A 13,746-nucleotide genomic window follows, 5' to 3' on the forward strand; every position below is an offset into this window, starting at 1 on the left:
AGGGGGTGGAGACGTGCTCACCGTTGCCCGCCCCGTCGCCGGAAACGTTGTCACCGGGCCGTTCCGCGGGCGTCAGGTTTCAGCCCCTCGTCCCGGGGCATCCGGTGACAGCCGTTGTTATCGCCGCTCCCGCGGGGGCACAGTAACGCCCCAGCAGGCGACCGCCTCGTACAACCGGCCCGGACGGACGGAACCCCAAGCGTGACGGAGCACCCCACCTCCCACGAAGGCCGGCAGCCCCTGGCAGCCCGGTCGCAGGAACGCACCCGGCCGCGGCAGCAGGACGCCGCGCCGGCCGCCTCCCCTGCCACCGCGGCGATCCCTGCCCCCGCTCCGGCGCCCGGCCCCGCCCCCGCGGGGCTCGACCCGCAGGCCGCGGTCCGTCGTGAGGGCGACCGGCTGCGGTTCGTCGGCGCGGCCACCCGGCGGATCGCCCGCGGCATAGACCTGGACGAGATCGTGCTGGGCCTGTGCCGGGCCAGTGTGCCGACGTTCTCCGACGCCATACTCGTCTACCTCCGCGACCCGCTCCCGGTCGGCGACGAGCGGCCGGTCGCGCCGTTCGTGCTGCGGCTGCGCCGCTCCGACCGGCTGCGGCTGAGCGACGAGGAGACCGAGGGCCCGGCGGAGACCGAGCGGCTGCGGCTGCCGGTGATCGATCCGCACGGCGACCTGACCCCCGCCGCCGAGCTGTGCGAGGTCCGCTCCGGCGGGGCGCTGGCCGAGGTGCTGCGCGGGGTGCGGCCGGTCTTCGGGGACTCCGCGGCGGCCCGCGCCGCCCTGCCCGAGCTGCTCGGCGCGGGCCGGACCGTACCGACCGGGCACCGCGCCATCCTGGCCCCGCTGCGCGGCCGGCGGCGGGTGATCGGCGCCGCCGTCTTCCTGCGCGGCACGGAGCGGCCGGCCTTCGAGGCGAACGACCTGCTGGTCGCCGCCCAGCTCGCGACGCACACCGCGCTCGGCATCGACAAGGCCGTGCTGTACGGGCGCGAGGCGTACATCGCGGACGAGCTCCAGCGCACGATGCTCCCCGACTCGCTGCCGCAGCCCACCGGCGTCCGGCTCGCCTCCCGCTACCTCCCGGCCGCCGAGACGGCCCGGGTCGGCGGTGACTGGTACGACGCGATCCCGCTCCCCGGGAGCCGGGTCGCCCTGGTGGTGGGCGACGTCATGGGCCACTCCATGACCTCCGCCGCGATCATGGGCCAGCTGCGCACCACCGCGCAGACCCTCGCCGGGCTCGACCTGCCGCCCCAGGAGGTGCTGCACCACCTCGACGAGCAGGCGCAGCGGCTCGGCAGCGACCGCATGGCGACCTGCCTGTACGCGGTGTACGACCCCGTCACGCACCGGATCACCGTCGCCAACGCGGGCCATCCGCCGCCGGTCCTGCTCCACCTGGGCGGCCGTGCGGAGGTGCTGCGGGTGCCGGCCGGTGCGCCGATCGGGGTCGGCGGGGTGGACTTCGAGGCGGTCGAGCTGGACGCGCCCGCCGGGGCGACGCTGCTGCTGTACACGGACGGGCTGGTGGAGTCCCGGCTGCGGGACGTGTGGACGGGGATCGAGCTGCTGCGCGAGCGGCTGGCCGCCACCGCCCGGCTCACCGGCCCGGACCACTCGCCGCCGCTGGAGGCGCTCTGCGACGACGTGCTGGACATGCTCGGCCCGGGCGACCGGGACGACGACATCGCGCTGCTGGCCGCCCGGTTCGACGGGATCGCGCCGAGCGACGTCGCGTACTGGCACCTGGATCCGGAGGAGACCGCGCCGGGGCGGGCCCGCCGACTGGCCCGGCGGGCGCTGAGCCGGTGGGGGCTGGACGATCTGTCCGACGCGGTGGAGCTGCTGGTCAGCGAGGTGGTCACCAACGCGGTCCGGTACGCGGAGCGGCCGGTGACGCTGCGGCTGCTGCGTACCGACATCCTGCGCTGCGAGGTCGGCGACGACTCCCCGCAGCTGCCCCGGCAGCGCCGGGCACGGGACATGGACGAGGGCGGCCGGGGCCTGTTCCTGGTGAACCGGCTGGCCAGGCGGTGGGGGGCGACGCGGCTCTCGACCGGCAAGGTGGTCTGGTTCGAGATGCCGCCGCGCGGGCAGTAGTGGCGTCGCTCTCCGTTCGGGTACGCCGTATCGCCCTGTACGGAGAGCGACGAAATGTTGCCGACCTCCTGTCGGCGGGTTTCACTCGGTCGTGACGAGACGGCCTGGCCGAAACCCCCACCGACGGGAGGACGCTCGTGTCCGAGGAACCCACCACCACCAAGACCCCGAACACCGCGTACACCACCAACAACGCCGGAATCCCGGTGGAGAGCGACGAGCACTCGCTCACCGTCGGGGCCGACGGGCCGATCCTGCTCCAGGACCACTACCTCATCGAGAAGATGGCCCAGTTCAACCGTGAACGGGTCCCCGAGCGGGTGGTCCATGCCAAGGGATCGGGGGCGTACGGCCATTTCAGGGTGACCAACGACATCAGCCAGTTCACCAAGGCCGACCTGTTCCAGCCGGGCAAGGAGACCGCCATGCTGGCGCGGTTCTCCACGGTCGCCGGTGAGCAGGGCTCGCCCGACACCTGGCGCGACCCGCGCGGCTTCGCGCTGAAGTTCTACACCGAGCGGGGCAACTACGACATGGTCGGCAACAACACGCCGGTCTTCTTCGTACGGGACCCGATGAAGTTCCAGGACTTCATCCGCTCGCAGAAGCGCCGCCCGGACAACGCGGTGCGCGACCACGACATGCAGTGGGACTTCTGGACGCTCTCCCCGGAGTCCGCGCACATGGTGACGTGGCTGATGGGCGACCGGGGCATCCCGAAGACCTACCGCCACATGAACGGCTACAGCTCGCACACCTACATGTGGGTCAACGCTGGCGGCGAGCGGTTCTGGGTGAAGTACCGCTTCAAGACCGACCAGGGCATCGACTACTACCCGCAGGCCGAGGCCGACCGGATGGCCGGGATCGACGGGGACGTCCACCGCCGCGACCTGTACGAGGCGATCGAGCGCGGGGACCACCCGAGCTGGACGCTGTACGTGCAGGTGATGCCGTTCGACGACGCGCCGGACTACCGGTTCAACCCGTTCGACCTCACGAAGGTGTGGCCGCACGCGGACTACCCGGAGATCGAGGTCGGGCGGATGACGCTCGACGAGAACCCGGAGGACTTCTTCGTCCACATCGAGCAGGCGTCCTTCGAGCCGTCGAACCTGGTGCCCGGGATCGGTCCGTCGCCGGACAAGATGCTGCTCGGCCGGCTCTTCTCGTACCCGGACACCCACCGGTACCGGATCGGCCCGAACTACGCGCAGCTGCCCCCGAACCGCCCGCGCTTCGGCCGCAACTCGTACGCGAAGGACGGCCCGATGCGGTACGAGCCGAGCCGTACGGGGGCGGTCTACGCGCCGAACTCGTACGGCGGTCCGGCCGCGGACACCGCGCGTTTCGGTGATCCCGCGGGCTGGGCGACGGCGGGCGAGATGGTCCACGAGGCGTACAAGCTGCACAGCGAGGACGACGACTGGGGCCAGCCGGGCACGCTGGTGCGCGAGGTCATGGACGACGCCCAGCGCGAGCGGCTGGTGGGGAACATTTCCGGCCATCTGCTGGACGGGGTGAGCCGCCCGGTCCTGGAGCGGGCGCTGCAGTACTGGCGGAACGTCGACAAGGACCTCGGCGACCGGGTCGCCAAGAAGGTCGACGGCGGCTGATCGCAGCCCACGAGGAAGGGGTGAGGGGCGGTGCCGGATTCCGGCACCGCCCCTCACCCCTTGCTCACTGGTTGCCCGCCGGGGCGTTGTTCCCGCCCGCCTGGCCGGGGCGCCCGTTGTCCAGCCCGTCGCCCGGCAGCTCCGGGGACTGGCTCGGCGGCGGCACCTCCGGGGACTGGCTGGGCGGCACCTCGGGCGACTGGCTCGGCGGGACCTCGGGCGACTGGCTCGTGTCCTGCGAGGGGGCGTCCGGCGACTTGCTCGGGGACGTGTCGGTGCTCGCGGACTGCGAGGGCGACATCGACGGCGAGGACGGCACGGTGGACTCGCCGCGCTCGACGTCCTCCAGGTCGAACCGGGCGGTGGAGCCGCCGCCCAGCGCACCGAGCGTGTAGTCCGCCCAGATCTGCGCGGGGAAGCCGCCGCCGTTGGCCCGGCCGGAGTTGGCGGTGCCGGTCAGGCTGACCTGGGAGCCGCCCTTGGGCGACTCGCCGAAGAGCGCGACGACGGTGGTCAGCTCGGGGGTGTACGCGGCGAACCAGGCCGACTTGTTGTTCTCGGAGGTACCCGTCTTGCCCGCCGCGTCGTAGGCGCTGGTGTTGGCGGCCTTGCCGGAGCCGGCGTCCACGACCCCGGTCAGCACGGAGGTCACCGTGTCGGCGGACTTGCGGCTGATCACCTGCTTGCCGATGCCCTCGACCGGCTCGACGGTCCGGTCGCGGTGCTGGGCGGACTTCACGATGAAGGGGGTGACCTTCTTGCCGTGGTTGTCGAGCGTGGCGTACGCGCCCGCCATGTCCCAGGTCGAGGCGTTCATCGTGCCGAGCGTGATGGCGGGGCGCTCGGGGAAGTTCTTGTCGGGCAGGCCGAGGGAGAGCGCGGTCTTCTTCACCTGGGCCGGGCCGACGTCGACGACCATCTGCGCGAAGGCGGAGTTGATCGAGGCGTTCATCGCCTTCTGCACGGTGACGGAGCCGTAGCTCTGGTCGTCCTCGTTCTCCGGGGCGAAGGGGGTGTCGCTGCCGACGACGGGCCGCTTGCTGGTGCCGTCGTAGCGGGTGTTGACGCCGATCAGGTCGCCGTCCTGGGTCTTGGACTCGTTCTCCAGCGCGGAGGCGAACACCAGCGGCTTGAAGGTGGAGGCGGGCTGGAAGTCCCGGCGGGTGGCGTTCGAGACGTAGTGCTTGACGTAGTCCACCCCGCCGTACAGCGCGACGACGGCACCGGTCTTCGGGTTGACGGACGTGGCGCCCGCCTGGACGGTCGCGTCGACCTTGTTGCCCTTGCGGTCGAGCTTGGACTCCAGCTGGCGGTCGACGGACTCCTCCAGCTGCTTCTGCCGCTTCTTGTCGATGTTGAGCGTGAAGGTCCAGCCGCCGGCCTGCCGCATCTCGTCGGTGACGCCCTGCTCGCGCAGCTCCGCGTTGGCGGCCTCGACGAGGTAGCCGGTCTGGCCCTCCATCCCGGGGGCGGGCTTGGCCTTCTGCGGGACCGGGAACTTCTGCTTGTCCCGCTCGGCCTGGGAGAGCCACTTCATCTCGACCATGTTGTCGAGGGTGTAGGCCCAGCGGTCCTTGACCAGCTTCCGGCCGGTCTCGCTGGCCGTCTGCCAGTCGTACTGGCTGGGGGCCTGGAGCACGGAGGCGAGGTAGGCGCCCTGGGAGACGGTGAGGTCCTTGGCGTCGACCCCGTAGTACGCCTGCGCGGCGGCCTGGATGCCGCTGGCGCCCCGCCCGTAGTAGGCGGTGTTGATGTACCCGGCGAGGATGTACTCCTTGCTCTTCTTGCTGTCGACCTTGAGCGAGATCACCAGTTCCTTGAGCTTCCGGCTGATCGTCGGGTCCTGCGTCAGGTAGTAGTTCTTCACGTACTGCTGGGTGATGGTCGAACCACCCTGCTTGCCCTTGCCGCTGAGCGTGTTGAGCAGACCGCGCGCGGTGCCCTTCAGGTCGATGCCCTTGTCGTCGTAGAACGTCTTGTTCTCGGCCGCGACGAAGGTGTGCTGGACCGCCTTGGGCACCACGGCCAGGTCGACGATCTGGCGGTTGACGCCGTCGCCGGTCCTGGCCAGCAGCGATCCGTCGCTGTACTGGTAGACGTTGCTCTGCCGCTCGGCCAGGGCGTTGGCCTTCGGGATGTCCACGTAGAGGTAGAGGGCGACGAAGGCACCCATGCCCAGCAGGCAGAACCCGAAGAAGGCGCCCAGCATCTTCCGCCAGGTGAAGAGTCTGCGTATGCCGCCGCTCTTCGCAGCCCTTCGTTGGGCTCGCCGCGCATCCGCTCGACCCATCGCTGTTTCGCTCCTGTTTCTCTGCTCGACCCGCTCAGCTCAGCTCAGCCCAGCCAGCTAACACCTTCGGCAAGGACGAAAAGCAAGAGATGCGGTCTTTTGCGGACGTGACAATCAGCACCTACTCCCATGGGAACCGACTCCCGAGAGGCGTCCAAGGTTGCCATCCGGGGTAATGTGTAATCACATTGCTAGCAGCGGGCAGGCCGACTGCTCGTTCTCGAAACGGGGGGACCCCATGACCGGTCACGACATGGCGCGCGACGCCGCCGCCCAGGGCACCGACCTCGTACCCGACGCCCCGCAGATGCCCGAACCGCAGGTGCGGGAGGTGACGGCGCACAGCATCCCCGGCGGCCTCGGCCTGCTGCTGACGGTGCTCGGGGTGATAGCCGGCATCGGCCTCGCGATTGTCGGCGGCGTCGTCGGCTCCCACGGCAACAACGCCGTGGGCGTCCCCGTCTGCATCTTCGGGGTGCTGCTCGTCATCGCCTCGTTCTTCTGCATGACGGGCGTGAAGATGGTCGCACCGGGCGAGGCCCGGGTGATCCAGCTCTTCGGCCGCTACGTCGGCACGATCCGCACCGACGGCCTGCGCTGGATCAACCCGCTCACCAGCAGCCGCAAGATCTCCACCCGGGTCCGCAACCACGAGACCGCCGTCCTCAAGGTCAACGACGCCTACGGCAACCCGATCGAACTCGCCGCGATCGTCGTCTGGAAGGTCGAGGACACCGCGCAGGCCCTCTTCGAGGTGGACGACTTCCTGGAGTTCGTCGCCACCCAGACCGAGGCGGCGGTCCGGCACATCGCGATCGAGTACCCCTACGACGCCCACGACGAGGGCGGGCTCTCGCTGCGCGGCAACGCCGAGGAGATCACCGAGAAGCTGGCCGTGGAGCTCACCGCCCGGGTGCAGGCCGCCGGGGTACGGATCATCGAGTCGCGCTTCAGCCACCTCGCGTACGCCCCGGAGATCGCCTCGGCGATGCTCCAGCGCCAGCAGGCCGGTGCGGTGGTCGCGGCCCGGCAGCAGATCGTCGAGGGCGCGGTCGGCATGGTCGAGATGGCGCTGACCCGGATCGCCGAGCAGGACATCGTCGAGCTGGACGCGGAACGCAAGGCGTCGATGGTCAGCAACCTGATGGTGGTGCTGTGCGGCGACCGCGCGGCCCAGCCGGTCCTGAACACGGGCACCCTCTACCAGTGACCGGACAGCCCCCGCCCCGCCGGACCCCGCCGCAGCGCAAGCAGATGCTGCTGCGGCTGGATCCGGCGGTGCACGACGCGCTGGCCCGCTGGGCCTCCGACGAGCTGCGCAGCGCCAACGCCCAGATCGAGTTCCTGCTGCGCAGGGCGCTGGCGGAGGCGGGCCGCCTGCCGGGCGCGGCACGGCCGATCCCCCGCCGGGGCCGCCCGCCGAAGAACCGGCAGGAGGGGCAGGAGGAGCCGGGGACGCATGGGACGCAGGGGACGCAGGGGGCCCCGGGCCCCTCGGGAACGCCGGAGACCCGGGAGGCCCCGGGGGCGTCGGAGGCCCCGGAGGACTGAGTTCCGGAAGCCGCCGGGGGCGGCCGATAGCCTATTCACCAGGGGTATACATCGTAGGTATACACACCGTGTAGAGTGCTCCGCATGTCTATCGGCCACACCCTGCTCGGACTTTTGGAGTCCGGCCCCCGCCATGGCTACGACCTCAAGCGCGAGTTCGACGAGAAGTTCGGCCATGACCGCCCCCTGCACTACGGGCAGGTCTACTCGACCATGTCCCGGCTGCTCAAGAACGGCCTCGTCGAGGTCGACGGGATAGAGAGCGGCGGCGGCCCCGAGCGCAAGCGCTACGCCATCACCGAGGCCGGGATCACCGACGTCGGCGCCTGGCTGGAGCAGCCGGAGAAGCCGGAGCCGTACCTCCAGTCGACGCTCTACACCAAGGTCGTCCTGGCCCTGCTCACCGGGCGGAGCGCGGAGTCGCTGCTGGACACCCAGCGCGCCGAGCACCTGCGTCTGATGCGCATACTCACCGACCGCAAGCGCAAGGGCGATCTGGCCGACCAGCTGATCTGCGACCACGCGCTCTTCCACCTCGAAGCCGATCTGCGCTGGCTGGAACTGACCGCCGCCCGGCTCGACCGACTCGCCATGGAGGTGGGCGCGTGATCCCCGCCGGTTCCCTGCTCAGCGCCGACAGCCTGCACAAGACGTACAACCGGACGCCCGCCCTCGACGGCGCGTCCTTCTCGATCCACCCCGGCGAGGTCGTCGCCGTGCTGGGCCCCTCCGGCTCCGGCAAGTCGACCCTGCTGCACTGCCTCGCGGGCATCGTCACCCCGGACCGGGGCACGATCACCTACGCGGGCCGCGAGCTGTCCGCCATGTCGGACGCCGAGCGCAGCGCGCTGCGCCGTACCGAGTTCGGCTTCGTCTTCCAGTTCGGCCAGCTCGTCCCGGAGCTGACCTGCGTGGAGAACGTCGCGCTGCCGCTCCGGCTGGCCGGGGCCAAGCGCAAGGAGGCCGAGCGCACCGCCCTGCACTGGCTGGAGCGGCTGGAGGTCGACAACGTCGCCGCCCAGCGTCCGGGCGAGGTCTCCGGCGGCCAGGGGCAGCGCGTCGCCGTGGCCCGCGCCCTCTCCGCCTCCCCGAAGGTGATCTTCGCGGACGAGCCGACCGGCGCGCTGGACTCGCTGAACGGCGAGCGCGTGATGCAGCTCCTCACCGAGGCCGCCCGGTCCACCAACGTCGCGGTGGTCCTGGTGACCCACGAGGCGCGGGTGGCCGCGTACTCCGACCGTGACGTCACCGTGCGCGACGGACGGACCCGCGACCTGGAGCACATCGCATGACCCTGCTCGACGAGAAGAACGCGGCGGCCCCGCCGGACGCCCCGCGCCCCACCGCCCCCACCGGCCTCGCGGCCTGGATACGCGACCTCGGCCTCGGCATGCGCTTCGGCGCCGGCGGCGGCCGCGAGGGCTGGATCCGTACCGCGCTGACCGCCGTCGGCGTCGGCCTCGGGGTGGCCCTGCTGCTCACCGCGGCCTCCGTCCCGCACATGCTCCAGCAGCGCAGCGACCGCAGCGCCGCCCGCGCCGCGAGCGTCATCGACTCCTCGCCGGGCAAGCCGGCCCCGAAGTCCGACATCTCGGTGCTGCGGTCCGACGTAGAGACGGAGTTCCGCGGCCGCGTCGTCGAGGGCCAGCTGATGCGCGCGGACGGGGCGCACCCGGTGCGGCCGCCGGGCGTCGACCGCTTCCCCGCCCCGGGCGAGGCGGTGGTCTCCCCGGCGCTGAAGGAGCTGCTGGCCTCCTCCGAGGGCGAGCTCCTCAAGGACCGGCTGCCGTACCGGATCATCGGCACCATCGCCGACCCGGGCCTGGTCTCCCCGGGCGACCTGGTCTACTACGCGGGCAACGACACCCTGACCGACGACCGCGGCGCCCGGCGGATCGCCGGGTACGGCGACCAGAACATGGCCGAGGACATGCCGCCCATCCTCATCGTGCTGATCATCCTGATCTGCGTGGTGCTGCTGATGCCGGTCGCGATCTTCATCGTGACGGCGGTCCGGTTCGGCGGCGACCGCCGCGACCGCCGGCTCGCCGCGCTGCGCCTGGTCGGCACGGACATCCGGATGACCCGGCGGATCGCCGCGGGCGAGGCCCTCTTCGGTGCGCTCCTCGGCCTGGTGACCGGGGTGCTGTTCTTCTTCGTGGGCCGGGAGTTCGTCGGCGGCGTGGAGATCTGGAACGTCAGCGTCTTCCCGGGCGACCTGGTCCCCGATCCGCTGCTGACGGCGCTGGTGGTCCTCGCGGTGCCGCTGACGGCGGTGGTGGTGACGCTCGGCGCGATGCGCGCGGTGGTGATCGAGCCGCTCGGCGTGATCCGCAACGGCCGCAGCCGCGGGCGCCGGATCTGGTGGCGGCTTCCGGTGCCGCTCGCCGGTCTGGCGGTGCTCGGGCTGACCGGCAAGGTCGACGCGTACGGCCCGGTCAATCCGTACCCGATCGCGGGCGGGGCGGTGCTGGTCCTGGTCGGGCTCGCGCTGCTGCTGCCCTGGCTGGTCGAGGCGCTGGTGAACCGGCTGAACGGCGGCCCGGTCTCCTGGCAGCTCGCCGTCCGCAGGCTCCAGCTGAGCAGCGGGGCGGCCTCCCGGGCGGTCAGCGGGATCACGGTGGCGGTCGCGGGCGCGGTGGCGCTGCAGATGATGTTCGCCGCGGTCGGCGACGAGTTCAACAAGATGATCGAGGAGAACACCTCGGGGGCGCAGTTCTCCTCGTACTCCGAGAAGGTCACCCGGGACGGTGCCACCCGGACCGCCGAGGCGCTCCGGGCCACCAAGGGCGTGACGTCGGTCGTCGGCATGGTCAGCGTCTACGTCACCCACCCCGACAGCTCCGAGGACGAGGACGTCCAGCGGACCACCAGCCTGACCATCGCCGACTGCGCGAGCCTGCGCGAGATGGCCCGGATCGGCGCCTGCAAGGACGGCGACACCTTCGTCTCGCACCCCGCGAAGGACAAGGACATGTCGCGGTGGATCGACCGGACAGCCCGCAAGGGCAAGGACGTCCTGATCGAGTCCGGCGGCTCCGGCGGGAAGTCGATGCGGTGGACGCTGCCCGCCGACGCCCGGACCGTCACGGCCCACAACACCGTGCTGGGCGACGGGGCCACCGGCATCCTGGCCACCCTCGGCGCGGTGGACCCAAGCACCCTGCCGGACGCGACGACCGAGGCGCAGATCACGATCGACCCGAGCGTGCCGGACGTCGCGGAGCACGTGCGGAACACGGTGGCCCGGATCGACCCCATCGCGCGGGTGGTGACCTTCCAGTCGGAGGCCCGGGACAAGAAGTACGCCAGTGTGCAGCGCGGCCTCCAGGTCGGCGGCACGGTGACGCTGCTGCTGATCGCGGCCTCGATGCTGGTCTCCCAGCTGGAGCAGTTGCGGGAGCGCAAGCGCCTGCTCTCGGTCCTGGTCGCCTTCGGCACCCGGCGCTCCACGATGGGCTGGTCGGTGCTCTGGCAGACCGCGGTGCCGGTGGTCATCGGCCTGGCGGTGGCCATCGCGGGCGGGCTCGGCCTGGGCGCGACCCTGATCTACATGATCGACAAGGAGGTCACCAACTGGTGGCTGTTCCTGCCGATGACCGGTGCGGGCGCGGCGCTGATCGCGCTGGTGACGCTGGTGTCGCTGCCGCCGCTGTGGCGCATGATGCGGCCGGACGGGCTCCGTACGGAGTGACCGGGCGGTGAGGGTGGAGGGGCGTGGCCGTGCGGGCCGCGCCCCTTCGGCCGTCTCCCGGGGCCGTTCGCTCCCTGTCGGGCGGCCGCCGCGCGCCCCGGGCGGCCGTTCGCCTCAGGCGCCGGGCCGGTCCCGTACGCCGTCCGTCACCCGGACCGGCAGCGCGGCCATCGCGCGGCGCAGCGCCGCCGCCAGCTCCTCGAACTCCTCCCGCCGCGCCGCTCCGGTGCGCATCCCCAGCGCGACCCGCCGCGAGGGGGCCGGTTCGGTGAAGTAGCCGGTGGCCAGGGCGTCGTTGCGGTCGGTCTCGACGGTGAGCGCGGTACGCGGCAGCAGCGTCACCCCGAGCCCGCCGGCGACCAGCTGCACCAGCGTGGAGAGTCCGGCGGCGGTCGTGGTGACGGGGGCGCCGGTGGTGCGCCCCGCCTCCCGGCAGATGTCCAGGGCCTGGTCGCGCAGGCAGTGCCCCTCGTCGAGCAGCAGCAGCGGCAGCTCGCGCAGCGCCTCGCGCGGGATGTCGGCGCGCCCGCCCAGCCAGTGGTCCTTCTCCATGACCAGGACGAAGTCCTCGTCGAAGAGGGGAAGTTCGGTCACCCCGGGCACCCCGAGCGGCACCGCGAGCAGCAGCAGGTCCAGCCGTCCGGCGGCCAGTCCGTCCAGCAGCGAGGCGGTCTGCTCCTCGTGGACCTGGAGGTCGAGCTCCGGATAGTCCTCGTGGACCAGCCGCAGCACGGTCGGCAGCAGATACGGGGCGACGGTCGGGATCACGCCCAGCCGGAGGACCCCGGTGAACGGCGCCCGGACCGCCTCCGCCTCCTCCATCAGCTCACCGACCGCCTCCAGCACCGCCCGCGCCCGCACCGCGAGCCGCTCCCCCGCCGGCGAGAGCAGCACCTTGCGCGTCGTACGCTCGATGAGCCGGACACCGAGCGCCTCCTCCAGCGCCGACACCGCGCCGGAGAGCGCCGGCTGACTCATCCCGATCGAGGCCGCCGCGTCCCGGAAGTGCAGGCACTCCGCGACGGCGACGAAGGCGCGCAGCTGCGAGAGACTGGGCTGTTTGGGTCGAGTGCCCTGATTGCTCTGCACCACTGATAGGCACCTCCGATCATCACGACCAAGTGTAGCTATTTCCGCGATCAATGCACTCTGTGCCAAGGTGGATCTCGTCCAACCCTCAGGAAAGCCCCAAAAGGGATTTCCAACGCTGCAAGGAGAGCGCGTGCTCACTGTCGGTGACAAGTTCCCCGAGTTCGACCTGACTGCTTGTGTCTCGCTGGAGAGCGGCAAGGAGTTCGAGCAGATCAACCACAAGACCTACGAGGGCAAGTGGAAGATCGTCTTCGCGTGGCCGAAGGACTTCACCTTCGTGTGCCCCACCGAGATCGCCGCCTTCGGCAAGCTGAACGACGAGTTCGCCGACCGTGACGCGCAGATCCTCGGCTTCTCCGGCGACTCCGAGTTCGTGCACCACGCCTGGCGCAAGGACCACCCGGACCTGACCGACCTGCCCTTCCCGATGATGGCCGACTCGAAGCACGAGCTCATGCGTGACCTCGGCATCGAGGGCGAGGACGGCTTCGCGCAGCGCGCCGTCTTCATCGTCGACCAGAACAACGAGATCCAGTTCACGATGGTGACCGCCGGTTCCGTGGGCCGTAACCCCAAGGAGGTCCTGCGGGTCCTGGACGCCCTGCAGACCGACGAGCTGTGCCCCTGCAACTGGACCAAGGGCGAGAACACCCTCGACCCGGTCGCGCTCCTCGCGGGCGAGTGAGCTGACGGCGACATGGCACTCGACGAACTGAAGGCCGCCGTTCCGGACTTCGCCAAGGACCTGAAGCTGAACCTCGGTTCGGTGATCGGCAACAGCGAGCTCCCGCAGCAGCAGCTCTGGGGCACCGTCCTCGCCTGCGCGATCGCCTCGCGCTCGCCGAAGGTGCTGCGCGAGCTGGAGCCGGAGGCGAAGGCCAACCTCTCCGCGGAGGCGTACACCGCCGCGAAGTCGGCCGCCGCCATCATGGCGATGAACAACGTCTTCTACCGGACCCGGCACCTGCTGTCGGACCCCGAGTACGGGACGCTCCGCGCCGGCCTGCGGATGAACGTCATCGGCAAGCCCGGTGTGGAGAAGGTCGACTTCGAGCTGTGGTCGCTCGCGGTCTCCGCGATCAACGGCTGCGGCCAGTGCCTGGACTCGCACGAGCAGGTGCTCCGCAAGTCCGGCGTGGACCGGGAGACCATCCAGGAAGCCGTCAAGATCGCCTCGGTGATCCAGGCGGTCGGCGTGACCCTCGAAGCCGAGGCCGTGCTCGCCGAGTAGGACCGTACGCGCCCGACCGGCACGTATGAGGAAGGGCCCCGTGGACGACCGACCGTCCACGGGGCCCTTCCGTATGTCCTAGGTGTATTGACCCGCAGCGTTGTTGACGCGGCTGATCGGCGGGTGCCCGTCGAGTGCGGTGTGGCAGCGGTGGTGGTTGTAGGTGTGGAGG

General features: G+C 71.1%; 11 protein-coding genes. 9 read left to right on the forward strand and 2 right to left on the reverse strand.

The window, feature by feature from the left end; genetic code table 11:
* The first annotated feature begins 201 nt into the window (after positions 1–201).
* Both ACF08W_RS29780 and ACF08W_RS29785 read left to right on the forward strand, forming a co-directional pair.
* A complete protein-coding gene (locus ACF08W_RS29780; RefSeq protein ID WP_352273349.1) occupies positions 202–2,100 on the forward strand; it encodes a SpoIIE family protein phosphatase in 1,899 nt (632 codons plus the stop codon).
* 137 nt (positions 2,101–2,237) lie between these two features.
* Complete coding sequence (locus ACF08W_RS29785) at positions 2,238–3,716, forward strand: catalase (protein ID WP_385214237.1); 1,479 nt, start codon at positions 2,238–2,240, stop codon at positions 3,714–3,716.
* Positions 3,717–3,780: 64 nt separating this feature from the next.
* Here the strand turns inward: ACF08W_RS29785 and ACF08W_RS29790 are convergent, their stop codons facing one another.
* A complete protein-coding gene (locus tag ACF08W_RS29790; protein ID WP_392281161.1) occupies positions 3,781–6,006 on the reverse strand; it encodes a transglycosylase domain-containing protein in 2,226 nt (741 codons plus the stop codon).
* A gap of 238 nt (positions 6,007–6,244) precedes the next feature.
* Here ACF08W_RS29790 and ACF08W_RS29795 point away from each other — a divergent pair, with 238 nt between their 5' ends.
* The 5 genes from ACF08W_RS29795 to ACF08W_RS29815 all read left to right on the forward strand — a co-directional run bounded on the left by ACF08W_RS29795 (position 6,245) and on the right by ACF08W_RS29815 (position 11,251).
* Positions 6,245–7,216, forward strand: a complete 972-nt coding sequence (locus tag ACF08W_RS29795) for an SPFH domain-containing protein (RefSeq protein ID WP_392281162.1) — start codon at positions 6,245–6,247, stop codon at positions 7,214–7,216.
* The gene (locus tag ACF08W_RS29800; protein WP_392281163.1) at positions 7,213–7,557 is read left to right on the forward strand and encodes a hypothetical protein; all 345 of its coding nucleotides are present in this window, start codon (positions 7,213–7,215) and stop codon (positions 7,555–7,557) included. The genes ACF08W_RS29795 and ACF08W_RS29800 overlap by 4 nt, the downstream gene beginning before the upstream one ends.
* A gap of 84 nt (positions 7,558–7,641) precedes the next feature.
* A complete protein-coding gene (locus ACF08W_RS29805) occupies positions 7,642–8,166 on the forward strand; it encodes a PadR family transcriptional regulator (protein WP_352273354.1) in 525 nt (174 codons plus the stop codon).
* Positions 8,163–8,849, forward strand: coding sequence for an ABC transporter ATP-binding protein (locus ACF08W_RS29810; protein WP_366295453.1), 687 nt, complete (start codon positions 8,163–8,165; stop codon positions 8,847–8,849). The genes ACF08W_RS29805 and ACF08W_RS29810 overlap by 4 nt, the downstream gene beginning before the upstream one ends.
* Positions 8,846–11,251 carry an ABC transporter permease gene (locus ACF08W_RS29815; protein WP_392281164.1) on the forward strand — a complete coding sequence of 802 codons (2,406 nt, stop codon included), beginning with the start codon at positions 8,846–8,848 and terminating at the stop codon, positions 11,249–11,251. Before ACF08W_RS29810 ends, ACF08W_RS29815 begins: the two co-directional genes overlap by 4 nt.
* Before the next feature lie 114 nt (positions 11,252–11,365).
* Here ACF08W_RS29815 and ACF08W_RS29820 read toward each other — a convergent pair whose 3' ends face one another.
* Positions 11,366–12,343, reverse strand: a complete 978-nt coding sequence (locus ACF08W_RS29820) for a hydrogen peroxide-inducible genes activator (protein WP_352273357.1) — start codon at positions 12,341–12,343, stop codon at positions 11,366–11,368.
* 130 nt (positions 12,344–12,473) lie between these two features.
* On the opposite strand from ACF08W_RS29820, the gene ACF08W_RS29825 reads away from it, so the two are divergent.
* Together ACF08W_RS29825 and ACF08W_RS29830 are read left to right on the forward strand one after the other, a co-directional pair.
* A complete protein-coding gene (locus ACF08W_RS29825; RefSeq protein ID WP_189542777.1) occupies positions 12,474–13,028 on the forward strand; it encodes a peroxiredoxin in 555 nt (184 codons plus the stop codon).
* A 12-nt stretch (positions 13,029–13,040) separates the two neighbouring features.
* Positions 13,041–13,574, forward strand: coding sequence for an alkyl hydroperoxide reductase (locus ACF08W_RS29830; protein ID WP_352273358.1), 534 nt, complete (start codon positions 13,041–13,043; stop codon positions 13,572–13,574).
* Positions 13,575–13,746 lie beyond the last annotated feature (172 nt).

The sequence above is a fragment of the Streptomyces sp. NPDC015144 genome (genome assembly GCF_043079735.1).
Classification (GTDB): Bacteria; Actinomycetota; Actinomycetes; order Streptomycetales; family Streptomycetaceae; genus Streptomyces.